The organism is Bacteroidota bacterium, assembly GCA_018816945.1.
Lineage (GTDB): Bacteria > Bacteroidota > Bacteroidia > Bacteroidales.
Genome location: JAHIVC010000025.1, coordinates 1 through 26826, shown reverse-complemented (window position 1 = coordinate 26826; position 26826 = coordinate 1). Strand labels below are relative to the sequence as shown.

At 34.9% G+C, this 26826-nt stretch carries 25 protein-coding genes; 9 read left to right on the top strand and 16 right to left on the bottom strand.

Annotated elements, in window-relative coordinates; all coding sequences use genetic code 11:
- The 6 genes from KKG99_04860 to uvrA form a co-directional block, all read right to left on the bottom strand.
- A complete protein-coding gene (locus KKG99_04860; protein ID MBU1012314.1) occupies window positions 1–804 on the bottom strand; it encodes a universal stress protein in 804 nt (267 codons plus the stop codon).
- A gap of 84 nt (window positions 805–888) precedes the next feature.
- Window positions 889–1473 (bottom strand): HD domain-containing protein, encoded by a 585-nt coding sequence (locus tag KKG99_04855; GenBank protein ID MBU1012313.1) that lies wholly within the window; start codon window positions 1471–1473, stop codon window positions 889–891.
- A 21-nt stretch (window positions 1474–1494) separates the two neighbouring features.
- Window positions 1495–3651 (bottom strand): adenylate/guanylate cyclase domain-containing protein, encoded by a 2157-nt coding sequence (locus KKG99_04850; protein ID MBU1012312.1) that lies wholly within the window; start codon window positions 3649–3651, stop codon window positions 1495–1497.
- A 149-nt stretch (window positions 3652–3800) separates the two neighbouring features.
- Window positions 3801–5018, bottom strand: a complete 1218-nt coding sequence (locus KKG99_04845; GenBank protein ID MBU1012311.1) for a dipeptidase — start codon at window positions 5016–5018, stop codon at window positions 3801–3803.
- A 64-nt stretch (window positions 5019–5082) separates the two neighbouring features.
- A complete protein-coding gene (locus tag KKG99_04840) occupies window positions 5083–5577 on the bottom strand; it encodes a prolyl-tRNA synthetase associated domain-containing protein (GenBank protein MBU1012310.1) in 495 nt (164 codons plus the stop codon).
- 59 nt (window positions 5578–5636) lie between these two features.
- Window positions 5637–8453 carry an excinuclease ABC subunit UvrA gene (uvrA, locus tag KKG99_04835; GenBank protein MBU1012309.1) on the bottom strand — a complete coding sequence of 939 codons (2817 nt, stop codon included), beginning with the start codon at window positions 8451–8453 and terminating at the stop codon, window positions 5637–5639.
- A gap of 216 nt (window positions 8454–8669) precedes the next feature.
- On the opposite strand from uvrA, the gene KKG99_04830 reads away from it, so the two are divergent.
- The 5 genes from KKG99_04830 to recA all read left to right on the top strand — a co-directional run bounded on the left by KKG99_04830 (window position 8670) and on the right by recA (window position 11844).
- Window positions 8670–9260, top strand: coding sequence for a sigma-70 family RNA polymerase sigma factor (locus KKG99_04830; GenBank protein MBU1012308.1), 591 nt, complete (start codon window positions 8670–8672; stop codon window positions 9258–9260).
- 80 nt (window positions 9261–9340) lie between these two features.
- Window positions 9341–9556, top strand: a complete 216-nt coding sequence (locus tag KKG99_04825) for a hypothetical protein (protein MBU1012307.1) — start codon at window positions 9341–9343, stop codon at window positions 9554–9556.
- Window positions 9557–9641: 85 nt separating this feature from the next.
- Window positions 9642–10286 carry an endonuclease III gene (nth, locus tag KKG99_04820; protein MBU1012306.1) on the top strand — a complete coding sequence of 215 codons (645 nt, stop codon included), beginning with the start codon at window positions 9642–9644 and terminating at the stop codon, window positions 10284–10286.
- Window positions 10287–10366: 80 nt separating this feature from the next.
- Entirely contained in the window at window positions 10367–10810 is a 444-nt protein-coding gene (gene bcp, locus KKG99_04815) for a thioredoxin-dependent thiol peroxidase (protein ID MBU1012305.1), read from the top strand.
- Window positions 10811–10842: 32 nt separating this feature from the next.
- Complete coding sequence (gene recA / locus KKG99_04810; protein MBU1012304.1) at window positions 10843–11844, top strand: recombinase RecA; 1002 nt, start codon at window positions 10843–10845, stop codon at window positions 11842–11844.
- Window positions 11845–11848: 4 nt separating this feature from the next.
- Here the strand turns inward: recA and KKG99_04805 are convergent, their stop codons facing one another.
- The 4 genes from KKG99_04805 to KKG99_04790 form a co-directional block, all read right to left on the bottom strand.
- Window positions 11849–12196 (bottom strand): Hpt domain-containing protein, encoded by a 348-nt coding sequence (locus tag KKG99_04805; GenBank protein ID MBU1012303.1) that lies wholly within the window; start codon window positions 12194–12196, stop codon window positions 11849–11851.
- 59 nt (window positions 12197–12255) lie between these two features.
- Complete coding sequence (locus KKG99_04800) at window positions 12256–12633, bottom strand: response regulator (protein ID MBU1012302.1); 378 nt, start codon at window positions 12631–12633, stop codon at window positions 12256–12258.
- A 247-nt stretch (window positions 12634–12880) separates the two neighbouring features.
- Window positions 12881–15394, bottom strand: a complete 2514-nt coding sequence (feoB, locus tag KKG99_04795) for a ferrous iron transport protein B (GenBank protein ID MBU1012301.1) — start codon at window positions 15392–15394, stop codon at window positions 12881–12883.
- Window positions 15395–15519: 125 nt separating this feature from the next.
- Complete coding sequence (locus tag KKG99_04790) at window positions 15520–16065, bottom strand: DUF5063 domain-containing protein (protein MBU1012300.1); 546 nt, start codon at window positions 16063–16065, stop codon at window positions 15520–15522.
- Window positions 16066–16157: 92 nt separating this feature from the next.
- Between KKG99_04790 and KKG99_04785 the strand changes: the two genes are divergently transcribed.
- Entirely contained in the window at window positions 16158–16610 is a 453-nt protein-coding gene (locus tag KKG99_04785; GenBank protein ID MBU1012299.1) for a hypothetical protein, read from the top strand.
- On the opposite strand, the gene KKG99_04780 is transcribed toward KKG99_04785, so the two are convergent.
- The 6 genes from KKG99_04780 to KKG99_04755 all read right to left on the bottom strand — a co-directional run bounded on the left by KKG99_04780 (window position 16607) and on the right by KKG99_04755 (window position 21878).
- Entirely contained in the window at window positions 16607–17539 is a 933-nt protein-coding gene (locus KKG99_04780; protein MBU1012298.1) for an MBL fold metallo-hydrolase, read from the bottom strand. The two genes, KKG99_04785 and KKG99_04780, sit on opposite strands and share 4 nt — an antisense overlap.
- A 60-nt stretch (window positions 17540–17599) precedes the next feature.
- Entirely contained in the window at window positions 17600–18028 is a 429-nt protein-coding gene (locus KKG99_04775) for an NUDIX domain-containing protein (protein ID MBU1012297.1), read from the bottom strand.
- A 134-nt stretch (window positions 18029–18162) separates the two neighbouring features.
- Window positions 18163–18708, bottom strand: a complete 546-nt coding sequence (locus KKG99_04770) for a TIGR00730 family Rossman fold protein (GenBank protein ID MBU1012296.1) — start codon at window positions 18706–18708, stop codon at window positions 18163–18165.
- A 71-nt stretch (window positions 18709–18779) separates the two neighbouring features.
- Complete coding sequence (locus tag KKG99_04765; GenBank protein MBU1012295.1) at window positions 18780–20408, bottom strand: M14 family metallopeptidase; 1629 nt, start codon at window positions 20406–20408, stop codon at window positions 18780–18782.
- A gap of 116 nt (window positions 20409–20524) precedes the next feature.
- Complete coding sequence (locus KKG99_04760) at window positions 20525–21352, bottom strand: mechanosensitive ion channel (GenBank protein MBU1012294.1); 828 nt, start codon at window positions 21350–21352, stop codon at window positions 20525–20527.
- A gap of 166 nt (window positions 21353–21518) precedes the next feature.
- Entirely contained in the window at window positions 21519–21878 is a 360-nt protein-coding gene (locus tag KKG99_04755) for a hypothetical protein (GenBank protein MBU1012293.1), read from the bottom strand.
- Between the two features lie 106 nt (window positions 21879–21984).
- Between KKG99_04755 and KKG99_04750 the strand changes: the two genes are divergently transcribed.
- From KKG99_04750 to KKG99_04740, 3 genes are all read left to right on the top strand, one after another.
- A complete protein-coding gene (locus KKG99_04750; protein MBU1012292.1) occupies window positions 21985–25212 on the top strand; it encodes a PDZ domain-containing protein in 3228 nt (1075 codons plus the stop codon).
- A 406-nt stretch (window positions 25213–25618) separates the two neighbouring features.
- On the top strand, window positions 25619–26206 hold the full coding sequence (locus KKG99_04745) for a YceI family protein (protein MBU1012291.1): 588 nt from the start codon (window positions 25619–25621) through the stop codon (window positions 26204–26206).
- Between the two features lie 77 nt (window positions 26207–26283).
- Window positions 26284–26826 (top strand): hypothetical protein (locus tag KKG99_04740; GenBank protein MBU1012290.1); only part of this gene is annotated, 543 nt, incomplete at its 3' end.

Below are 26826 nucleotides of genomic sequence, written 5' to 3'. Positions count from 1 at the left end.
TTATCTGGAAACGATTTTCTTCCAATTTAAATCACGCGGGTTGATACACATTACCGGAATTTGAGGAGTATTAAAGAGAATGTCTTCGTCATAGCTTCCCAAAATGAAGTTAGTTAAACCTTTAGAAGGATTGGTCATGATCATGATAAGCTCTGAGTTGATACTCGTTGCATAATCAACAACTTGTTTCTCGAAATTACCTGATTTTTCCGCAACTTTCACAGTAAAAGCAACTTTATTTTCCTTAAAATGTGCAGTAATCGTTTCAACTGCTTTAGCGATACTTTCTGTATTTAAGTGATGAATATGAATTTTTGCATTAAATTCTTTAGCAATATATTCCGACCATTTGGTTTTTTCCCATGGGCCGTAATCAGTGGTTATTGGAAGTACGATATCTTTAAATGTTTTTTCAAAAGGACGTTTTTGAACTACAATTACTGGTGTTTCAGAACTTGTAACAACTTTAATTGCAAAGCTTCCGGTTACCTTTTGTAAACCAACTTTTCCATGTGTGCCCATGAAAAGTAATTTAGCACCAATATCTTTTGCAGTTTGACCAATCGTAGTGAAGATGCTGCCTTTGCGGATCATGGTTTCAACTTCAATACCAAATTTGTTTTTCACTTCATTTGCAAGATGATCAAGTTTTGTAGCTACAGATGCGTCATCGCTCTCGATAACATGAAGTAAGCATAATTTGTATTTTAGTAATTTTGCTGATTTAGCAGCCATGTCAATGGCATTATTTCCAACTTCAGAAAAGTCGGTTGGGACTAATAAAATGTTCATTTTTGTTTCCATGTATGACCAAAATTTTGCGTTAAATATTTTTGTAGCACAAATATAGAAATATTTTGTAAAAAGTCTTTAAATATAAAAAGCATTTTATATTGATAATAATTCTTTGATTTGTTTAAGGTTTTCCAGTTTCTTTTTTCGTCTCGTTTTAATGGCGCATTTAGTGAAATATTTATGAGAACTCAGGAACTCAACTTGTAAATTATACCACTCTTTCAAAGAAAGATTCTTTATGCCCAATACGTTCCATTCATGAAACAGGCGAAGTGAAACCATAAAAAAATCATCCCGACCTAAATAATCCAAGTCCGCATCACATAATATCTGATCTAAAAAAGATGAGGCATCTTGTGGTAATTGTGTAGCCAGGATCATATTCGCTATCCTGTCAATTTCTTCTTTTGTATAATCAAATTTAGGCAACACCTCACGTACAATTTGCACGGATGCATATTCGTGTCCGATATATGTTTTAATAATCCCCGAATCATGAAAAAGTGCACCTGTTTTTATTAATTCAAGCTCGTATTTCCCGATTCCTTCTTTTTCGGCGATAATAATGGCTGCATTCAACACATCTAATGTATGCTCTATGGTGTGATATTCAAGTCGAGGATCCAGTTCCTGTTTAATCCTTTCTAAAATATATTCCTTTGCTCCAGTAAAGTCCATAATCTTTCATTAAAAATCATACTATTTTTCCGTTATCACTTCAATCCCATCCCAGTCTTTTGGAATTCCATCTCTGATAAAGCGTTGACATCTTGCAGTGTATAGTCCTGATGCCTTATCAAATTTGTTTTTTTGACAAACCTCTTTAAAAAGTTTTAATGCCTCTTCAAGATTTTTATTTTTATAATGCTGCAAAGCTTTTCCAAATTTTTCTTTGGTTTCAATTTTCAAGGCTTTAATGGATGAAGATTCGCCGTCGATGATTTCAAAAACATAAACCGCTTCCCTTTTCCCCTTTACTTTTACAATATCAATAAACCTGAAGTTATAATGGCTAGGATCGTTGAGTTTAATCAGTGTGTCCTCAGAAATAATAATGGATCCACCATATATTTTTGTTAATCCCTCAATGCGTGATGCTAGATTTACCGCGTCCGAAATAACTGTTCCATCCATTCGGCCTTCACCACCAACAATACCGAGCATTAGCATCCCTGTATGTATTCCTATCCCACTATCAATCGGGGGCTTTCCAAATTGCCCCATAACCTGATTGAACTCCTGAAGTTTTATGCGCATTTCAATAGCTGCATTGATCGCATCTTCGGGGCTCTCACTAAAAATGGCCATGATGGAATCACCCATGAATTTATCGATGAACCCATGATTGTTTCTGATTACGGGTTCCATATAACCCAGGTAGTTGTTCAGAAAATCGAAATTTTCTTTTGGGGTCATCACTTCCGAAATTGTTGTAAAATCGCGGATATCAGAAAATAATATGGTCATTTCTTTTTGCACCTGATCACCGAGCTGAACATCGGCAATACTATTTTTACCTAAAAACTCGATAAACTGTCTTGGTACAAATCGAGAATTTGCTTTATTGATGCGTGAAATACTTTCGAAATAATCTTGTAATTTCTGCGACATCTCATTAAAGCCTTCCGTAAGCTCCCCAATTTCATCATTGGTTCGAACAATACTGAATTGATCAAGTTCGCCCTGTCCGGTTAATTGCATATTGGCTAAAAGTTCTCTTACAGGACCTACAATGCCTTCGGTGGTCCACCGTATGAAAAGAAAAATGTAAATAAAAGAGGTGAAAATACCCGTAAATATGCCTCCAAATAAAAGGGCACTATCGAATGCATTGATATAAAATAAACCTTTTATTTCCTCAAAACTGGACCCACTAAAAAAGTTCATGTAGTTACCAAATAGAATTTTTAATTGCGCGTCAGTGAATTCTAATACTTCTATATCTTTTAACGAAGTAATACTCAAGAATAAATAGAATATAACGATGATTAAAGGCAACAAAGTGGTCATTCCACTGGAGACCCATAATCGATTTCTTATTCTACCAATCCTAATGTTAAAAATGCGTTTACGTAATTCTTCTCCGGTAAAAACATGTTCTATGTACTTAATCTGGACTCTGTGTTTTTGCCAATAATATACAAATATAATGGTTAATATGGTTGCAATCAGCGAGATGAAAAAATACTGGATATAGAATCTAGCGGTTATTTGATCTATGTTTTTAGCAAAAAGTAAGGTATAGACAGTATATACTAGGCTAATTGCATAAGGGATTAATAGAATAAGGCTATTTATTGTCGGCGATTTTATTAAAAACTTTTTACAATATTGGAAAAGTTTGTCTTGAATTGGTTTGCCTTTCCTCTTTTTCTTGAAAAATATTTTGAAAGGCAGATTATAAGCCAGTCCTGCCAGAAAGCTTAATAACAGTAGCTTTAATAACACACTGAGAGTGGCCATAAATCTATTGTCGCCAGTTGGTTCATTCCTGTTATTGTTATTAATTTCTGGTACTGATCTTGAAACTTGTTTATTAAATATAGAATCAATTGAATTTTCAATATTGTTAAATTCTGCGCTTCTATAATATAAATCAGGGGCTGAAGTATCGATAGCTCTCTTATCAGAAGAGTCATTTTTTATTTTACCAGTATGCTTATTCGTGGAGTCTACATTAATTGTAACTCCAGATCCTGTTCTTATAAAATCGGAATTAGGAAACCATTCAGGGCTATATTTTAAAGATAAAACTCCAACAATCGGCATCACAAGGATGAAATATAATAAGGTGGAAAAGAAATAAATCCTAAATCCATGATATTTTGGGATTCCTTTAATTCTCTTCTTCTTCATATTTTTGAGTTGGAATTAGCTATGTTAATGTGTTTATAATATGATCGAATAAATTTAAACAAATTAATCAAATACAAACTTTCTTTTTTATAAAAAAACCCGGAGCAAAATATTGCCCCGAGTACATAAATTTTGTTTCAGAAATAAATCTATTTTTCGGCCAGTCTTTCAACTTTTTCTAGTACACGCATTAGATTGGCTCCCCAAATCTTACGGATGTCATTTTCTGTATAACCACGTTTCACCAACTCAAGGGTAATATTGCCCATTTGACTGACATCAATGCAGTCGGTTATACCGCCACCGCCGTCAAAATCAGTCCCGATGCCTACGTGGTCAATACCGGCGATTGCAACAACATGGTCGATATGATCCACAACATCAGATACATATGCTAATTTTTCAGGATAAATGCTATCTATCGCATACCATTCTTTTCTTCGTTCAGCCTTTTGAGCTTCGTCAAGGTCTTCATAATTTTTAAATTTTTCACGCATGGCTGATCTAGCACTGTCTCTTGCGGGTTGCGGTTCAGGCGTCTTTATATAAGCGCTTAAGATACACATTTGAATTACACCGCCATTTTCTGCAAGCTTTTTCAACATGTCATCGGTCATATTTCTATCGTTCTCACATAAGGCACGGGCACATGAATGAGAAGCGATAATAGGCGCCTTTGTTAAGGCAATCACATCATAAAAACTCTCATCTGAGGCATGTGAAATATCAATCATGACGCCTGTTCGGTTCATTTCTTTTACCACTTCTTCACCAAAGGCTGATAAGCCGTGATACTCGGTTGTATCTCCTGATGAATCGCATATGTCATTGTTTTTTGTGTGAACTAAGGTGATATATCTTGCACCCATATCATGATAAATTTTGACCAATGCAATATCGTTACCTAAAGGATATCCATTTTCAATTCCAATAAACAATGCCCGCTTACCTTCTTTTTCAAGTTTATATGCTTGCTTGGAGTTTAAGGCAATACCAGCTTTATCTTTATTTTTTTCAGCTTCTGTATGTATTGATTTAATGATTTTGTCAACCCTTTCTTTGGCTTTTAAATGTGCTTCAGGATTTCGAGGGCCTTGTCCAATAAAGGCTGCCAGAAATACGCCATCCAGACCCCCTTTTTCCATGCGTGGGATGTCAACACTGCTTCTGCGATTGGCACTATTGTCTTTGCTAAAATCAAAGCTTTCAGAGCTAAAGCTCATCGGAGTATCAGTATGCGAATCAACTGTAAAAACTTTGTTGTGAATATAAGCAGCTTTTTCTTCAATACTGTTAAATTTAGGACTGGTATTGCATGATGCAAAACCAATTGCTATGGATGCAAGGAATAAGATATTTTTTTTCATTGGTAAGTTTAAATTATTATATAACGGATAAATCTTATTTCATCAACTCTGAATTCGATTCATCTTAATCATAAAGGTTAATAAATTCGTAATTATTCCCCGACCATTCGAGGAATTTTATAAAATCTTTTAACGAAAGTACTAAAGTTGCGGTATTATCATTGGGATGGAAACTGATCTTTTCGACATGTTCCAAGTTTTTATCGATGAATACATGCACATGGTTTTCAAGATCATGAATTAGTCCGAAAGGAGAAACCGAACCTGCTTTTAATCCAAGGTATTTGTCCATTCTTTCGGCAGATGCAAAACTAATTTTTCCTTGTTTTAGTCTATGTTCCAAATCTTTAATGAATAATGATTGACGAAAGTCTAACAAAACAAGATAGTGTTTATCACCTTTGTGATTTCTAAAGAATAAATTTTTGCAATGGGCAGCATCCAGATCAACCCAGTATTTTGCGGCTTCTTCAACCGTAGGAACAGGGGGGTGATTGGTGAGGACATAGGTTATATTTAATTCAGCCAAGACTTTAAACACACTTTCCTTTCTGTCCATTTTTTGAGGTTTAATGAATCAATAATAATTATCTTTTGGATTAATATAGTTAATAAGGTTTAATGAAATTTGCTTTTCAAATACTTAGCGGTATATGATTCTTCATTTTTTATTAAATCTTCCGGAATGCCTTCAAAAACAATATTTCCTCCCAAATCACCTCCTTCCGGGCCCAAATCAATAATCCAATCGGCTGATTTAATAATTTCCGAATTATGTTCTATGATTACCAATGTATGACCCTTACTTATTAATGCCCTAAAAGCAGAAAGCAAATTGGATATGTCGTGAAAATGAAGCCCGGTTGTAGGTTCATCGAATATAAACATGGTTGGTTGTTCCGAAATTCCTTTGGTAAGGAAATATGCCAGTTTGATTCGCTGTGCCTCACCACCACTCATGGTGCTCGATGGTTGGCCCAATCCAAGGTAACCTAAACCAACATCCTGTAAGGGGATTAATTTTGAAATAATCCTTTTTTCTGTAGCGGTAATATTATCGCCACCATCAAAATAACCAATGGCTTCATTGATGGTCATGTTCAAAATGTCGGAGATCGATTTATCCTTGTATTTAATATCCAGCACTTCTTCTTTAAATCGGCTGCCATGACATTCTTCACACACAAGTTGTATGTCGGCCATAAACTGCATCTCGATATTTACCGTTCCATCCCCTTCACAAACTTCGCATCTGCCTCCGGGTATGTTAAATGAGAAGAATCCGGGTTTATATCCCCTTGATTTTGATAATTTTTGATCGGCAAACAAGTTTCTTATTTCGTCATAGGCTTTGACATAGGTGGCCGGATTGGATCTTGATGATCGCCCGATCGGGTTCTGATCGATGAACTCAATATCGCTCAGTTTTTCTATGCTGCCATTAATGTATTTATACTTCCCCGTATTTCCACTGAAGCCCCCGTAACGCTTTTTGAGTGCCGGAAAGAGGATTCCTTTTACCAATGAAGTCTTTCCTGAACCACTTACGCCGGTAATTACGGTCATGATGTTCAAGGGAATTTTAACACTGACACATTTTAAATTGTTTTCTTCAGCACCTTCAATCAGAATATGGTCATTCCACGATTTTCTTTTCTTTGGAAGGGGAATTGATTTTATACCGTTCATGTATTGGGCAGTAAGCGTTTCGCTATTTTTAAGATCGGAGAACCGGCCCTGGAAAACCAGTTCGCCTCCGTGAATTCCTGCCTCCGGTCCGATATCAATAATTTGATCAGCTGCTTTTATGATATCTTCATCATGTTCAACAACAATAACCGTATTTCCAATATTCCTCAACTTAAGCAATACACCTATCAATCGCTGTGTATCGCGGGGGTGAAGTCCAATACTTGGTTCATCGAGGATGTACATTGAGCCAACCAGGCTGCTTCCGAGCGATGTAGCCAGATTTATACGTTGCGATTCGCCACCCGACAAACTATTTGATTTCCGGTTCAGTGTGAGATAACCCAAACCAACATCTGAAAGAAATTGAAGCCGATTTATGATTTCTGTAATTAATCGTTTGGCAATTTGCTGATCGTGTTTATCTAATTCCAGTTCTTTAAAAAAAGTCAAAAGCCTGTCAATTGGGGTAAGAACCAAGTCAAGAATTGATTTTTTAGCAATTTTAACGTAAGAAGCATCAACTCTTAAACGTGTCCCAAGGCAATCGGGGCAAATTGTTTTTCCTCTATATCTGGATAACATCACTCTGTATTGTACTTTGTAAGTTTGCTCTTCTACTTGCCTGAAAAATTCATCGATCCCTTCAAAGTATTTGTTACCTGTCCAAAGAAGTTCTTTTTGCTCTTCGCTTAATTCATGATATGGTTTGTGAATAGGAAAATCGAATTTGTAAGCATTTAATACGAGTTTATCTTTATACTCGCTCATTTTTTCACCTTTCCAACATGCAATTGCTTCATCATATACCGAAAGCGTTTTATTTGGAATCACAAGATCTTTGTCAATTCCGATTACACTTCCAAAACCTTCACAGGTTTTGCATGCACCAAATGGGTTGTTGAATGTGAAAAAATTTACGGTGGGCTCTTCAAAAGTGATATCGTCCAACTCAAATTTATTCGAAAAATATTCCTGATGGCTTTTCTCATTATAAATGTATTCGATAATGCAACTACCGTTACCTTCATAAAAAGATGTCTGTACAGAATCACCCATGCGGGATTTTAAATCTTCATCATCCTTTTTGACAACGAAACGATCGATAAGTACGAAAATAGATATTTTAGAAGATGGTTTCTGACCTTCGTCTAGATAATCACCAATTTTAAAAGTATTGCCATCAATAACAATTCGGCTAAAACCTTGTTGCATTAATATTTTTAATTGATCATTGAGTTTTCTCCCTTTAACCAATTGAATGGGGGAGAGGATCATCAATCGGGTTTCTTCCTCAAGGCTTAATATAAAATCTGTAACATCCGAAACCTTGTGACGTTTCACTTGTTGGTTAGATATGGGGGAATAGGTTTTACCAATGCGGGCGAATAGTAATTTTAAATATTCATAAATTTCAGTCGAGGTACCAACCGTTGAACGAGGATTTTTGGTATTTACTTTTTGCTCGATGGCAATTGCAGGTGAAATTCCTTTGATGTAATCAACTTCTGGTTTGCTCATCCGGCCCAGAAATTGTCGTGCGTAGGAACTTAAGCTTTCAACATATCTTCTCTGGCCTTCGGCATATAGTGTGTCGAAAGCAAGCGATGATTTTCCGGAACCGGATAAACCTGTGATTACTACGAGATTGTTTCTGGGGATAGCCACGCTCAAATTCTTGAGATTATGAACTCTGGCTTTAGATATGATGATAAAATCCTTTGAACTTAATTGATCTAGATTCATTCGTTGAGAGCGCAGTTTTGGTAAATGTTAAAAAATGCTAAATTATTAATAATATTTGCAATATTTGATAAAATCCATATATTTGCATGAATTAAAACAACTTGAAACGTATGCTATATCTTAGTTTTTAAGGTATACGCCCTTAAAATGGAGGACTAATTATCGAATAAATATCTACCCTTTTTTAGCAATAATTTATTTTAAGAGGGAGGCTTTATGAAAGTCGTAGTAATTAACGATAAAGAGTTAATTGATAGATATTTAAATGGTGAAATTAGTTGTCTCGAATCACTGATAAATCGTCATAAAAATCGTGTATTTGCTTATATATTGATGGTTGTTAAAGACCGTCAATTAGCAGATGATATTTTCCAGGATACCTTTATTAAGGTAATCAATACAATAAAAGCCGGTGCTTATAAAGAAGAAGGTAAATTTATACAATGGGTGATGCGAATTGCGCATAATCTGATTATTGACTTTTTTAGAAAAGCCAAAAGAATTCCCGTGATGGAAAATAATAATATTGGGGATTTCAATATTTTTGATACCATTTCAGCAAAAGATCATTCTGTTGAAGAGAAAATAATTACAGAACAAATTCACAATGATGTTCGCTCATTAATCGAATATCTTCCTCCTGAACAAAAAGAAGTATTATATCTCAGACATTATGTAGGGATGAGTTTTAAAGATATTGCCGACCAAACGGATGTTAGTATAAACACTGCTTTGGGAAGAATGAGATACGCACTTATTAACCTTCGAAAGTTGGTGAAGGATAAGAACATAATTTTAACATTGTAATTTTTTTTTAATCTATACAATATAAAAAATATTAGGCCGTTCTTATTTCGTTAAAGCGAGTAGTAACTAATTTAATTTAAATGAAAAAAACTTTTACTCTCTATCACGAAATATTAGACGCCCCAAATACAAAACCTACTGCAGAATTTTTCGATTGCGAGATTAATCTACGATCTGCGGATAATATTCATGATGGTCCAAGCGACAGGGTATTGCGTAATATTTTAAATTATGCAAAAGCCGTTAACCTACTAAAAACGCAAAATGCAGGAAACATATATTTAGTTTCAAATTAGCATTTGAATTTGTATTTTAGGTCCCGATTAATTCCACTTAATCGGGACTTTTTGTTTATTTAGGAATCAATCATCAGATACAACAATGAGAAAGACCGAAAGATTTAAACATATTATCAATTATTTTTCAACTCATCAGCCGGTTGCCGAAACCGAATTGCATTATGCCGATCCTTATCAGTTGCTTGTGTCCGTAATTTTATCGGCACAATGCACCGATAAAAGAGTGAATATGCTTACACCCCGGGTTTTTCAGCAATATCCGGATGCAATAGCTTTATCAAAATCAAAACCTGAAGAAGTTTTTGAACTCATAAAATCATGCTCCTATCCAAACAACAAAGCGAAGCATCTGGTAGGAATGGCAAAAATGCTGGTTGAAGATTTTAATAATATTGTTCCTGAGGATATTGATGAGTTACAAAAGCTTCCGGGTGTTGGGCGAAAAACAGCGAATGTGATTGCAGCCGTGGCATTCAATAAACCTGCAATGGCAGTTGATACACATGTGTTTAGAGTGTCGGCCAGATTGGGATTGACTATTGGGGCAAAAACGCCATTAGAAACAGAAAAACAATTAGTAAAGCACATTCCCGAAGATAAAATTTCAATTGCGCATCATTGGTTAATCTTGCACGGTCGATATGTTTGTGTTGCCAGAAAACCTAAATGCAGCGAATGCGGGATTTCAATGTTTTGTAAATATTATGATAGCCATAAAAAGGCTTAATTGTTAATAAAAACATCTAATTCATTTCCCTGTTTGGGCTTAATATTAAATATATTTGTAATTACTGTAAATAAAGATAAATGCTAAAAATAGGAGAAAAATCACCTGATTTCAGTGGCTTAACAACTAATGGGAAAATAATATCTCTAAAGGAATTTAAAGGTAAGAAAGTTATCATCTATTTTTATCCAAAAGATAGTACCCCGGGTTGCACTGCACAAGCCTGTAATTTGAGCGATAACTATCAGATGCTGATCGAAAAGGGTTATGTTGTAATTGGAATAAGTGCAGATGATCAAAAGTCACATCAACGATTTACCGAAAAATATAATTTACCCTTCCCATTGATAGCCGACACGAAGAAAGATATCATTATGAAGTTCGGAGTTTGGGGAAAAAAGAAATTTATGGGGAATGAATATGATGGAATCATCCGTACCACTTTTATAATTTCGGAAGATGGCATGATAGAAAATATTATTACTAAGGTTAATACAAAAGAGCACACTAGTCAAATCATTTAAAATAAAAAGATATGAGCACAGCCGAGAATGCAATGGATAAATTGAAAAAGGAAAAACTGAAAGCCCTTGAAATTACACTTGGGAATATTGAAAAATCATATGGCAAAGGTGCCATTATGAAGTTAGGCGATAATCCCATAGATAATATTGAATCTATCTCGACCGGATCAATTGGACTAGATTATGCCCTGGGAATTGGTGGATTACCCAAAGGAAGGATTACTGAAATTTATGGTCCGGAATCATCAGGTAAAACAACCCTGGCCATTCATGCCATTGCTGAATGTCAGAAAAAGGGAGGAATTGCAGCATTCATTGATGCGGAGCATGCCTTCGATCGTTTTTATGCTCAAAAACTTGGTGTTGATATTCAAAACTTACTGGTATCTCAACCTGACAATGGAGAACAAGCGTTGGAAATTACAGAAAACCTGATAAGATCAGGTGCTATTGACATTATTGTAATTGACTCTGTTGCAGCTCTCACGCCAAGAAGTGAAATTGAAGGTGAAATGGGGGATTCAAAAATGGGATTGCAAGCTCGTTTGATGTCGCAAGCCTTAAGGAAATTAACCGCTACCATTAGCAAAACAGGAGCATGTTGTATTTTTATCAATCAATTGCGCGAGAAAATTGGGGTTATGTTTGGCAACCCTGAAACCACAACTGGAGGTAATGCATTGAAATTTTACGCATCCGTTCGATTAGATATTAGAAGGCTAAGCCAAATTAAAGATGGTGAAATTGTTAAAGGCAATAGAACAAGAGTTAAGGTTGTGAAAAATAAAATTGCCCCACCTTTTCAAAAAGCAGAATTCGATATTATTTATGGTGAGGGAATTTCAAAAATTGGAGAAATTATTGATTTGGGAGTTGAAGCCAATCTTATAAAGAAAAGCGGATCGTGGTTCAGTTATGGCGAAACCAAACTCGGGCAAGGTAGAGATGCTGTTAAAGTTTTATTAAAGGATAATCCTGAATTATCAGAAGAAATTGAAAAGAAAATTATGGAAATTGGGATTCAAAATTCGTAATCATCTAACTTTCATAAATCACTCTGATTGCTTTTAATTCATCAACAAGTTGTGCTGTAGATGCATACAATTTATGATAGATTATAAGCAATTCAGATTGGTCACTCAGTTTAGCTTTTTCTTCGAGTTGTTTAGCAAATTCACGTGGTTCTTCAGCTACAAAATTTGAGATTACACCTTTTATGCTATGTGCATGAAAAACAAGAGATTCCCTGTCGGAAGCATCGATATTTTCCTTTAAAGTTTTCATTCTATCATCAAATTCATCGATGAACAAATCTATGATTTCAACAATTATTTCTTTGTCGAAGAATTTGAAGTTTTCCTGGAATTGCTCTTTATTTATGACCATTTTACGTGATAAGTATTAATTCACTCGGCTAATTTATGAAAAAATGTTTGTCTTTATGATTAAAAAATTATTTCGCTATATTTTTCAATCTTTTCTTTAAGCGTTCTTTCGTTAACCGGCTTCGCTAAATAATCGTCCATCCCTGCTGCAAAAAACCTATCTCGGTTAAATTCAGGGTCACTGGCAGTTACTGCAATGATTGGTGTGTGCCTTCGAGTCCATCTTTCTTTCAATCTTATTTCTTTTGTGGCTTCAATTCCATCCATTTCAGGCATGGCAATATCCATCAGTATGCAGTCAAAATTCATGTCATTAAAAAAATTAACTGCCTCAATACCATTGTTGGCAATAAGTAGGGTAATATTATCCTGAGCTAAATAAGCTGTTATTACCATTTGGTTTATATAGTTGTCTTCAACGACAAGAATTTTAAACATTCTCAAAATATTTATTTTTATCACTATAATATATATGACTAATAATATGCCATATTGCTAAAAGACTGATATGTATTTGTTTAAAGTGATAAGATAAATTATAATATCTCATTTTGATATTGAGTGTCCAAATTTTGGAAAAATAATATTAATGATCGCGAAATATGATCAGTTAAGAGTTTTGAAATTTAAAGAATTGCCCGGTATATATTATTTGGATTCATACAAATCTAATGGCATATTTGCTTTAAAACAGTATGCCAATCTGATGGATGGCTAGCGCCAGAATATAGGCAAGTAATGTTGTATAGGTTGCCATAAACAGGGCCCATTTCCAGCCACCAGACTCTCTTCTTATCGTTGCTATGACAGCAATACATGGGAAATAAACCAGAATGAAAATAAGAAAACCAAATGCTGTTAGTGGTGTAAATACTTTTTGCCCAATATATTTGGAGTGGCTGAAGGTTTGCTGTTGTAATTTTTGTGTAAGACCTTTTGTACTTCCGTCAGCTTTTATATCAGTTTGGTTGATTACCCCAAGTGTACTCACCACAATTTCTTTACCTGCAACACCAGCCAGAAGACTAACACCCATCTTCCAGTCAAAACCTAAGGGAAGCATAGCCGGCTCTATAAAATGACCTATTCGACCAATATATGAATTCTCCTGCTGCAAGCTTTCATTTTCTAGTTTAATTGACATAATGTATTGTTCATGGGATTCTTTGAGTCGCATTTGCTCAGGAATATTATCAGTTACACTAATTTGTTGCTGGTATTTTTCAATACTCTGAGAAATTTGCTGCTCAGCAATTAAATCATTTTCGTGAAATCTGGGAAAATATTGTAAACACCAAATAATGATAGAAGCAATTAAAATGATTCCTCCCATTTTTCTTAGATATTGAGATCCTTTGAACCAGGTATGTTTCAAAATGGATTTAATAGTGGGCATTCGATATGGAGGTAACTCCATTACAAAAGGCATTTCTTTTGATTTGAATAATGTTTTCTTGAAAATGATGGCAATGATAATGGAAAGCAGAATTCCGATTCCATAAATTGTAAATAGCATTAACCCCGGATGATTTGGGAAAACAGCGCCAATGATTAATACATAAATGGGTAATCGTGCACTGCACGACATGAAAGGATTAATAAGCATAGTAACCAGACGATCATTTTTACTTCCAATTGTCCGGGTTGCCATTATGGCTGGAACATTACACCCAAATCCCATAAGCATCGGGATAAACGACCTGCCGTGAAGTCCGATTTTATGCATTATTTTATCAACAATGAAAGCAATACGCGCCATATATCCCGTATCTTCCATGATTGAAATAAAGAAGAATAAAATCAGGATATTTGGCAGGAAAATAACCACGCCGCCAACACCTCCGATAATCCCATCAACCAGCAAATCTGTAAAAATACTTGGTAAGAGGATAGTACTAACGAATTCACTTAAATTTGCAACAAGCGTTTCCAACCATTTTACGGGATATGCACCAAGCGTAAAAGTAGACTGAAACATGAGCCACATCAGGAATACAAAGATTGGATAGCTGAAAATCCTGCTCGTTAGGACATTGTCTATCATTCTGCTGAAATGGCGTATATCAAGAGTGCTTTGTTTATAAGTTTCTTTTAGGGCACCTTCAATAAAGCCATATTTATAATCTGTAATAATTGTTTCAGCTGTATCGCTGAAATTATTTTCAAGTCGTTCAATTTCTTTTTGCGAAACAGAAAGAATTTCTTTGTGATTTACGCAATTCTCCTTAATTCTATCCTGTTCTTCTTTATCGTGTTCTAAAAGTTTGATGGCAGAGAAACGAGGAGCTACAATGCTGGTCAATTTTTTGTTTTCTTCTATGCGAATTTTATCCTGAATTCGTTGAATCGATTTTTCAATATCCTCACCATAATTTATATGAACATGTCGAACACTCTCGTCTTTATCTTCATAAACCTGAATAAGCTTATCGAACAAATCATTGAAACCTGTTCCCTTTGATCCAACAGTAGGAACAATAGGGATTCCTATCATTTTTCCCAATGAATCAAAGTCAAATTTGTCCCCTTTTTTTTGAAGTTCATCAAACATATTTAAGGCTGCGACAACTTTGAGGTCAAGATCGATTAATTGTGTTGTGAGGTATAAATTCCGCTCAAGATTTGAGGCATCAAGAACATTCACAATAATGTCGGGCAGCTCGTTAAAAATATGATTTCTAACATATAATTCTTCAGGGGTATAGCTGGTGATGGAATAAGTTCCGGGAAGATCGATAATATTAAAAGTATAGCCTTTGTGTTTGAATTTGGCTTTTTTTGCATCCACGGTTACCCCACCGTAATTTCCAACTTTTTCGTGCGAATTAGATGCAAAATTAAAAATAGTGGTTTTCCCACAATTGGGGTTCCCCACCAAAGCAATGTTGATGACTTTGCTTAAAAATTGAGTTGAATGTTTTAAGGTATTGTCTGATAGAACCCCATTAAACCCATTTTCATTGGGGTTTGAATTATTTGTTGTGGTAACTTCTATAAGGGCAGCTTCACTATTTCTCAGCGAAATATTGTAGCCCATTATTGTATACTCAACCGGATTTTTTAATGGAGCTTTTTTGCCAACAATTACCTCTTTACCAACAACAAAGCCCATTTCCATAATTCTCTTACGGAATGCACCTCGTCCCCTTACTTTTGTAATATATGCTTTATCACCCTGAGTTAAATCAAATAATGTCATTGCTAGCCCTTCAAACAATCAATCCTAATTTAGATCAATTCTAATCAAACGCAAAAATAGTAAACATAATAATATAAAAGAGGGAATTGTTTTCTAAATAAGCATCAAATAATTAATATGATATTTTATATAAAATCATTGTAATCATCGGCAGGTAAGATCGGGCTTTTTCGGCTATGAATAATTTTTAAAACGTCAATTACTCTTATTCCCCAATGCGAAAAGAATAATGATTTACAATCATGAGCTGCATTTTGCTTTGAGGTTCTGCCTTCTTTTTGATAAAGTAAAACAAAATCTTTCATATCCTGATAAATGTCTGTTAAGAGTTCAGAAATACTTGCTTTTATCGGATTTGTTTCATCCGGGCCTTCTAAGTCAAGAATCCAAAACTCATCATCAGTATTGAATTTGTTCCGCAATACCCCAAAGGTGCCTTCCCACTGTTCAGCGGTAAAAAATCGTTCATTCGCTTCCGGTTCATCCATGATCACATTAGGAAGCAAACTTCCTTTTAGATACAATAGGGGTAGTAGTTTTTGAATAAAAGGATACAACTCATCTGATGGAAAATTTTCAATCCGTTCAATAAATAAGCAATATTCATTAGCTACTTTTAGCATATCAATTACAGGCATTGAATAAGCCGGTTCATCATTTTTATGAGTCATTTTAAGTCTTTTATTTTGGGATATCAAAATTACTAATTATATTTATAGCAAACATGTGTTGACCTGATTTTAAATAATATAACCTAAATGAAATGAATTGTCTTGGACTGAAATCCAGGTTGTTAGAGGTTTTAAGAAAACAGCTTGAAGAAACAGTTGAAAATTTTAAAGCAGTAATTGAAGATGCTCAAAAAAGTGCAAATGAATATGGAGCTCCGAAAGATCGTTACGATTCGTTTCGCATGCAATTATTGCGTAAAAAGGATATGTTTGCACAACAACTGGCCAAAGTAAATGAACAGGCCGATGTTCTTGAACGTATTTCTACAGATCAAGAATTGAACAAGGTTGAGTTTGGGGCACTTGTGTTCACTAAAAAACAAAAGATTTTCGTGTCTATTGGACTGGGCCGTATTGAACTGGATAATAATGTCTACTTTGCAATTTCACCAAATGTGCCTATTTATAAAGCTATGGAAGGCTTAAAAGTTGGCGATGTTTATAAATTCAGGGATGAAGTTATTAAGATAGAATCAATTTGTTAATAAACTTGTCCATCTAAACCTACTACCACTTTTCCTTTATAAATAGTAGCTATTTCATCCAGTAAGTCCTGATCACTTGCACCCCAATATAAGGTGTGATAAAGGATAATCATGCCCGGTTTTGTCTTATTTGCCAATTCGGCAAGTTCTAAGGTGCTGGTATGGTTGCTTGAATGATATGCTTTCCAGAAATCGTTTTTTTTATCAAAACCTGATTTGGAATATACCTCATGGATCAAAATATCAGCATTTTCAGCGTATTTCTGTAGCTTCTCGCTTGGCATTGCATCGCCTGAAATAACAATGACTTTATCAGGTGTTGTAAACCTGAACCCAAATGCATTGGGCCAACTTCCATGTTCAACTTTAAAAGCTTCAACTTTGACATATTCATCAGTATAAATTAATCCCTCTTCAATTTCGTGCGTATTTACACGCCATCCTTGATTATTTGCCGGTTCTAAACCATAAAGCCTGTATCTAATATCTTCTCTGTAAGCTTCAAGAATATGTTCAGTCATATGTTTTATACCTTCCGGACCATAAACTTCAAGTGGTTTATCTCTTCCCAAAACCCAAGGTGTAAGAATGAGGTCAGGGTAGCCTGTTGTATGATCAGAATGCAGATGGGTGAGAAAGGCTATTTTTAAATTCTCAGCACTCAGTGCAGTATGTGTTCCACCATAACGGGGTGATAATTTTGATGCTTGTCGAACCAGTCCCGGCCCGAAATCAATAATATAAGATTTTTCATTAACGATTATAGCGACTGAACAACCTGAATGATCGGGATCGGGATTGGGGTTGCCACTCCCAAGAATGGCAATTTTAGTAATCGGGTTCTGAACAGGTATAAACTGTGGGTATGCAATAATACTAACAAATCCCAGTATGAGAGATGTAATTATTTTTATATTAAGCTTTATCATCATTAAATTTTATGTATGCTTAGTAATAATTTGTTAATCGTTAAATATTGTTTTAATGAGTTAATGTTGATCTGGAATGTAAAACTGGTTCTTAATAAAACATTCAATCGCAAATTCACTTGCATCAAAATGTGGATCAGGTACTTTTGTGGGTTCAAACCATTCCCAAAACTCGCATTTGTTTTTTTCTAACACTTTTGCTGTTCCTTCGAACCGGTTTGTATATAGAATAACTGATATATAATGTTTCTTTTCATTTTTATAAGTCCTTAAGTTATTTGTGACAGCAATTACTTTAGGTGACTGTACTATCAATCCAGTTTCTTCAAAAACTTCCTTAATGGCAGATTGTTCGAAGGTTTCCCCTAATTCAATATGTCCTCCCGGAATAGAATAAAAAGGAGAATGACTTCCTTTCCTTTTACCAATGAGAATTTTATGCTCTGTATTTTCAATTATTATTCCGATTCCAACCATGGGTCTTTCCATTTTATTTCTCATATTATAGTTCTACTTAATAATCAGTTAATATATCTCATCGCTTTCAATTTTTGTATTTTTAATACAATATGTTCTGTAGTTTTTGTTGACCTTTAATTATGATTTCTCTTTTGAAAAAAATCTTAGATCACAATATTTTTCGTCAGCGCAATTTTTGCCTTGTCAATTTTAGGATGAACATAGTTTAAAAATCTTTGAATTATTTTATTTGGGTCATGTTCAATAATAATCATATTTTTAAACTCTTTTTCGATGAACCCTTCATTTACTGCATTATCTAAATAATCATTCATAAAATCATAAAACCCATTAATATTTAAAAGAGCACAAGGTTTTTGATGTATGTTTAATTGTCCCCATGTGATCATTTCAAAAATCTCTTCTGTTGTTCCTAATCCTCCTGGTAATGCGATAAATGCATCAGATTCCATCTGCATTAATGATTTACGTTCATGCATTGAATCAACTTCAATAAGTTTGGTTAATCCATTATGTGCAACTTCTTTATCAATTAAAAATTTAGGAATTATGCCAATAACCTTTCCCCCTGAACCAAGGATTAGATCAGCTAATTTGCCCATTAATCCAACCTTCGCCCCACCATAAACTAGTACAAAATTATTCTTGATAAATATTTCGCTAAGTTTTTTTACAGACTCAACATATATGTTATTGTTTCCATAGCTCTAACCCAAAAAAACACAAATTTTTTTCATCTTTTTTGTGTAAATGAATACAATCAAATTTTTATTGTTGGAAGTTCTGTTTTTTTCATGACCTTAAAAACAGGGTAAGGGAAATAATTTCTTCCCCATTGCGGTGCCAGGTATTTATCAAAGTAATTCCAGTACAATAATCCATCATCTGATTCGGGTTCTAAAAGATAGGCAACTAAATTTCCTAGTTTTTGACCTGTTCTCACAATGTAGGTTCCTGCCTCAAAATCTAAATTATCGGTAACAAATTCACCCTTAAGCAGTGTATTATAATGCCCTTGATTCAAATTTGGTCCTCCAATGATCTCATTGATTTTAAATCGTTCCACCTCAAGTTTAGTGGTTTTATTTAGTTTCTCGACTTTAATACCATGAGCTTTCAAATTGTTCAGGACTTTTACATCAGGATGCAACAGAACGTAGGCGTAAGGAGTATTTACTTCCTTTGTGGCAATATATTCTGCAAGATAAGGCACTGTTACCGTTTTTTTGATATCCGTAGGTCGATATCTTGTTCTCCCGTTTTCATCCTTATACTCTTCCACTGTATATGATTTGATTGTAACATCTTTAGGTGTAGGAGTTGGTTTATATTCAATAGCAAATTTCGAATCTTTGTCAGGATTATTACCTTTAGCAATGGTTCTTTCATCGGCATCCGAAATTTGTTTATTAATTAAGGTTTTGTTTTTTGCAGAATAATCTAAAATTGATTTTAGTAAATTATACGAACCCAAAACCCTGGCTTTATAGTCGGCGTGTACATAGTTTTCATTCAAAATCGCCATGCGGCTTCTTACCCCAATATAGTTTGTCATGTAACGAGCTGAAGCAGCATCAAAAATCCATCCCTTATCAGGGTTTCGATTATCGATAAAATTGCCATAAAAACAATTATCGGTTTTGTAATCATTTTTTAATCGATTTTGCACATCCGGCATCATCACATCTCTCATAAAATTCCTAATTTTTAAGTCGCCATTCGGACTCATTACCCAACCAAAAGTCACCGGTTCTTCGTAGTAAGATCCATTTGTTGTGTGGCAATCAACCATAACAGAGGGGTCCCATCGGTTTAAAATATTTTGAACTACACCATTTAATTCGGGCGTTTCAAGTTTCATGGCATCTCGGTTCATGTCGAGGTATTGCCCGTTATGACGAACACCTACGCCATTCTCAGGCCCATTTTGATTGGTGCGGTTTGCTTTGCTTATCTGATCGTTACCATCGGCATTAAGAATTGGAACGACTAATACCACCACATCTTTTAAAATGGATGCATATTTCGTGTTTAGCAAGTCGCGAACAAGCATTAAAGAGCCTTCTTTTCCTTCTACCTCACCTGCATGAATGTTTGCCTGAATATAAACAACTACCCGATTATCGTTTTTTAAATCTGCAGGACCCTGCGGCATAGGATCAGCAATAATGAGTAATGGAAGTTCCTTGCCATAAGTGGTTGTGGCAAAGTATTCAATTTTCATTTGAGATGGAGAAGCATTAAGATCCTTGATAAAGGCAATGACTTCGGCATAGGTTGAAGTGCTTTTATAGTCTGATTTTTCGGCTACTGTGAGTGGTAATTGTTGGCTGATGAGACTTAGGCTGATTGCCAACATGAGTGTAATACTCATTATCGTTTTTTTCATGTGGTACAATTTTTTTTCTTTCGTTTAATAAATGAATTTAATTCAATATTATTTAAATTTTTTGATCAGTAGGATTAAATTATACGATCAATCGTAAATCCTCGACAAAGTATCATTTATTGCTTAATATGCACATCCCTTTGCGGAAAAGGAATTTGGATGTCGTTATTTATAAATTCTTCGTTTATAGCGAAGCGTAAATCACTTTTCAAGTTTTCAACTTCAAAGGCCTGGGCAGTCCAAAAAAATAATTGAAAATCCAGGGATGAATCTCCAAAGTTCAAAAATCTGACAAATGGTTTTGGTTTGGAAGTGACTGCTTTGTTTTGCACAGCGCATTGTAAAAGCACTTTTTTAACTTTTAAAACATCACTGCCATAAGCAACTCCAACATTAATATGAAAACGGGTGGTTTTGTCCAAATGGCTCCAATTAATGATTTTGTCATTTACAAATTTTGAATTAGGGATGATCATCACGATATCATCACGCGATTTAATCATGGAAGTCCTGAGTCTTATAGATAAAACCCTCCCAACAGTTCCGTCGTCCAGTTGAATGATATCCCCAATTTTGAGATTCCGCTCTATTAAAATAATAATTCCTGAAGCGAGATCATTAAACAATTGTTGAATACCCATACCAACACCCACCAATAAGGCAGCAACACTGGCGAGTAAGATGGAAATTTGAACGCCAATAGTATCAAGGGTTACAATAATAATGATGACCCAAATAAAATATTTTATGATTAAGTATACGGACCAACTTGGACCTTGATCCAACACTTCTTTTGCAATTAAACGCTTGAAGATCATCCTTAAAAATCGTAGCGTTATTGCTGTTGTAATGATGATAATCAAGATTATGAATATGCTATAAATCGTAATATTTACAGTACCAGTGCTTATAATAGGTTGGCTGAGTAATTCCTTTATTTCCATTCTTTAAAAATTGCTAGTTATTTTCAGATTGTTAAATATAATATAAATAAAGGGCAAATCTCATAAAAATGAATCCTATTTCAACGAATGGAAATAAAAAGTACCCGACTAATTTCCAAATAGATGGATATACAGCCGAGATACTTTTGTTGTGCTCGAAATAGGCCTATTCGTACTTCAAAGCTTCTACTGGGTTTTTAAGTGCTACTCTAATGGCCTGAAAACTAATAGCCAACCAACCAATGAGTAATGCGACAAAGGTTGCCAATGCAAAAGTAATTGGACTTATATTGATCCGATCATAGGTAAGTTCATTGTAAACATATAGTGAAATGAATAAAAAACTGGTAAGGCCAATGGCCAGGCCTAATTCGTGTATAACAAAGTAACCCTTTTGCTTATTGAGGTTTCTAAAGCAGTGATGAGAAAGTTTTTTAGCATTTTCAATCTGTTTTGTACATTTCTTGGATGAGCAAGATCGTTGAATGTTACAAATATTTTTTGAATTATTACAAATTGTTGCCATAATTAAGAATTTGAATTGATATTTTTTGTAAAGACATAATAATATCAATACTTTTGAATATTAATCCTTTCTGAAACTCAATAATGTTTAATATAAATTTAAAAAAATGAAAACTTTTAAATTGTTTATTCCGGGTTTATTATTCTTTGTAATGATAAGCATGACTGCAATGGGAGCAGCACAATTAATGCGATTTCCTGATATTCATGGGAATCAAATTGTATTTGTTTCAGGTGAAGATATATGGTCCGTCCCTGCAAACGGTGGGGTTGCTATTCGATTGACTTTGGATGATGGTCAGGAGCGTTATCCTCGTTTTTCTGCTGATGGATCCATGATTGCATTTACTGGTGAAATTGATGGAAATGCTGACGTTTATGTAATGAATAACAATGGTGGGGATATTTGTCGGGTGACTTATCATCCCGGGGCAGATGAAGTAATCGGTTGGCATCCAACAAAAAACAAAATTATTTTTAGCTCGGGCCGCAATAGCACCAGCCGTTACACCAAGTTGTTTTTGATTTCACCCGATGGTACAGGGATTGAAGAGTTGATTATGTATGATGCCGCAAGAGGAAGTTTCTCTTCGGATGGCGCAAAGATCGCTTATAATAAAACCAGCCGTGAAGACAGAACCTGGAAACGTTATAAAGGTGGCCGTGCTCAGGAAGTTTATATCTATGATTTTGCAACAGACGAAGAAAGAAATATCACCAATTTCGATGGTACCGATCGTATGCCAATGTGGATCGGCGATAAAATCTATTACGTATCTGATAAAGACAGAGTGTTGAATCTTTATTCATTTGACAACAATACAGGTGAAACCAAGCAACTTACCAAACATAGTGAGTATGATATTCGAAGACCTGAATTTGATAATAAGAACATTGTTTATGAATTGGGTGGGCAAATTTGGAAATACGATATAGCAACTAACAAAGCAAGCCAGGTACCTATTGAGATTCTTGCTGATGCCCCTGAAACTCGTCCTTTAATTAAAAATGTTAGTGATATAATTCAAGGATTTGATATTTCACCAACCGGAAAAAGAGCACTTATTAATGCAAGAGGCGAAATTTTTAGTGTACCGACCGAAGATGGAAGCATAAGAAATATCAGTAATAATTGTGGTGCAAGAGACAAAGATGCTGCCTGGTCGCCTGATGGATCAAAAATCGCTTACATATCCGATGAAAGTGGTGAGTTTGAAATTTATGTTCAGGACGCCAAAGGTGAGACTGAAGCTGCTCGTTTAACAACTCATAAAAATGGATACCGACATACATTAAGATGGTCGCCTGACGGAACAAAAATTGCATTTGCCGATCAAACTTTAAGATGTTATTTTATTGATGTCGCTACAAAAAAAATTACCGAAGTAGCTCAGGCAAAACACGAAAATGTAGATATTTCATTGGATCATAAACCGATCTATGATTTTCAGTGGTCACCCGATAGTAAATACATTGCTTATTCACATATGAATTCAAGTTTTGTATATCAGGTTTATATTTATTCGTTGGAAAACAAAAAAAATTATTTGGTAAGCAATGGGCTTTTCAATGATTTCAACCCTGTGTTCACAAAGGATGGTGAATATCTGTTATTTATTTCAAACCGACGTTTCGACCCTACATTTTGTGATATAGAATGGGAAATGGTTTATAAAGACATTGCAGGAGTTTATGCCCTCAGTTTGAAAGCTGATGGGAAGTCAATTCTACCTTATAAAAGTGATGAAGAGAATGTAAAAAAAGTTGAAAAAGTCAATACCCCGTTCCGAATTGACTTTGATGGATTAGTTGGGAGAATAGAAGCATTGCCTGTTGCAAGAGGCAACTATCGTGATTTGACTGTTAATGACGGAAATTTGTTTTATTTAAATGCCGAAGATGGCGATTTCAATCGAATGGATTATCGGGCTTTACCACCACGCACACTTTATGCCTATAATTTTGAATCGGCAAAAGAGGAAGTCGTTATTGAAGGAGTCAATAATTATAAACTCTCCGCTGATGGTTCAAGCATTGTATACAGTAAAGGAAGGAATATCGGCATCATCTCTTCAAAGGCCAAAAATAGCAAAGGCAATAATTTGAATCTCTCTGAATTAAAAATGAATATTGACCCGCGCTCAGAGTGGAAAGCTGTATTTAATGAAGCATGGAGAATGGAACGTGATTTCTATTATGAGGCAGGAATGCATGGTATTGATTGGGATCAAATGCGCGTGAAATATGGTAAATTAATTGAATTGGCAACTTGTCGACAAGATGTTCAATTTATCATTGGAGAATTAATAGGTGAATTGAATACCTCACATACCTATGTTTATGGTGGACCAAGGGAGCGTGAAGCAAGTCGTGTAAATGTTGGTGTTTTAGGTGTTGATTGGAAGATTGACAAAGGTCATTATCAATTCAAAAAGATTTACCTTGAACCGGATTGGTCAAGAGAAATTTACCCACCACTTGCCAAGCCCGGATTAAACGTAAAAGAAGGCGAATATTTATTGGCTGTTAATGGAATTGAGGTGAGTACTGATAAAAATATTTACAGCTATTTCGTTGACTTAGGTGGGAAACAGATTGACCTATTGATCAATAATGTGCCTGATAAAAAGGGAGCCAGAACAATCACGGTGGTACCTGAGCGCAGCGAAGCAGGTATCCGATATATGGAATGGTTGGAAGATAACCGGAAAGCTGTTGATAAGGCCTCCGGAGGTAAAATTGGATACATCTATTTCCCTGATACTTATGAAGGATCGGCAATTGATTTCCCAAAATATTTTTATTCACAAACGAAAAAAGAAGGCTTGATTATCGATGGCCGTTTTAATGGGGGAGGGCTTGATCCTGAAATTTTCTTTCAGCGCTTACTGAAAAAGCCTCATGGATATTGGACCAGAAGATATTCAGCAGATCAACAAATTCCTGCACTGGCTGTTACAGCCCACATGGCTTGTTTAACGAATCGTTATGCCGGTTCAGGAGGCGATGAATTGCCTTACGAGTTTCAATTCAACAAAATGGGCCCTGTAATTGGTACCCGAACATGGGGTGGACTTGTTGGTGTTTCGATGTTTTTAGAGTTGATGGATGGAAGTGGTCTGACTGCACCCGATTATCGGATTTATAATGAACAAGGAGATTGGGTTGTTGAAAATGAAGGAGTAACTCCCGATATTATCATTGAACAAAAATCTACGGATTTAGCTAAAGGATACGATACCCAGCTTATGAAAGCTGTTGAAGTACTTATGAAACAAATAAAAGAAAAGCCTTATGTGTTCCCAACACATAAACCTTTTAAGATTGATCGCTAAATTTCAATCCTCCTTCGCGTTCGCTTCGGCGGACAAGAAGTTGGTTGAATTCCTCGGAGTTATACTCTGAAAACAAGGGTTCAGAATTCTACCCTGAGGTTTAATATCATTTATTAGTTTTATTGAAAAATGCTGTCTGTTAAGGCAGCATTTTTTTTATTATTTATACAAGTAAATTATTCGATAATTTATTAACAGCGTTTACAGCTACTGAAATGTAAATATAATTGTCACAATTTTAATTCATTATCCTTCAAAAATAATCCTTTTTTTATCACCGAATTTATATGAATTAGTGATTTTATCATTCTAAATAAGCCTTATCTGTCTATGTGTATTATAAAATGAAATAATTTAGTCCTATAAATATAGATGGATAAGTAGGATAAAATTAAATTTCATTAAAATGATGAAAAAAGCAGAACTAATTTCTTTGATTATTTTGCTCTTCATGTGTCACAACACTTATGCACAAAAGGAGTATCAAATCATACCCAAGAAGAGTGAATTAACTATTGATGGAAACTCTACATTGCACGACTGGCAGATGATTGCCAATGATTTTGTGTGTACTGCAAGCATCGATTTCGATGCGTTAAAGAATAAACAGATTAAATATGTTCATTTCCAATGTGACGCTGAGAAAATTTTAAGTGATAAGAATGTGATGGACAAGAAGGCTCATAAGGCCTTGAAGGCGGATGAGTTTCCAAAAGTAGAATTCGCTTTCGAATCAATAATTTCATTTGAGCAAAAAGAGGATCAATTTGTAGGTGAAATTATGGGGGTTTTGGCCCTTGCCGGTGAGAAAAAAGAAATCACAATACCTTTCGTCGGTAAGATTTTAAGTGAATCACAATTTGATATTTCAGGAACTGTCCCACTTAAAATGTCGGACTTTGGAATTAGTGCGCCAATTTTTATGTTCGGTGCAGTTAAAACGGGCGATGATGTCAACCTGAAATTCCAATTCACATTTAAGACAATTAATTAGCATCTATATAAAATGAAGGAGTAGATGCTTTGACTAAGTATATTAAACTAAGACAAACAACTAAATTATACATGATTATGAAAAAAATAAATACGCTTTTTATTGTATTGCTTTTTACAACTACCGTTTTTAGTCAACAATTTGAAAATACTAAAATTAAAAGTGATGCATTTGATAAACTAAAGGTAAATGTGAAAGCTGATTTTGCACTTCAATATCAGGCTTTAAGCCATGAGTCTGTTACCCCATTAATAAAACTTGGAAAAGGAATAAATCTTCCAACTGCAAATTTCACCATTGATGGTTATTTAGATCGTGGAGTAAAAGTTAGCCTTACTACCTATCTTTCATCTCGTCATCATACAGAGTCCTGGGTTAAGGGTGGCTATTTATTGATGGATGAAATGCCCTTTTTCCATTCTGACTTTGTTGATGATTTAATGAAAAACCTATCAGTAAAAGTTGGGGTGATGGAAGTTAATTTTGGTGACGCCCATTTTCGCAGATCTGATAATGGTAGTGTTAGTACAAATCCATTTGTGGGTAATTATATTATGGATGCTTTTACGACTGCCCCTGCTATGGAGGTATTATACCGTAATGAAGGATGGTTGGCGATG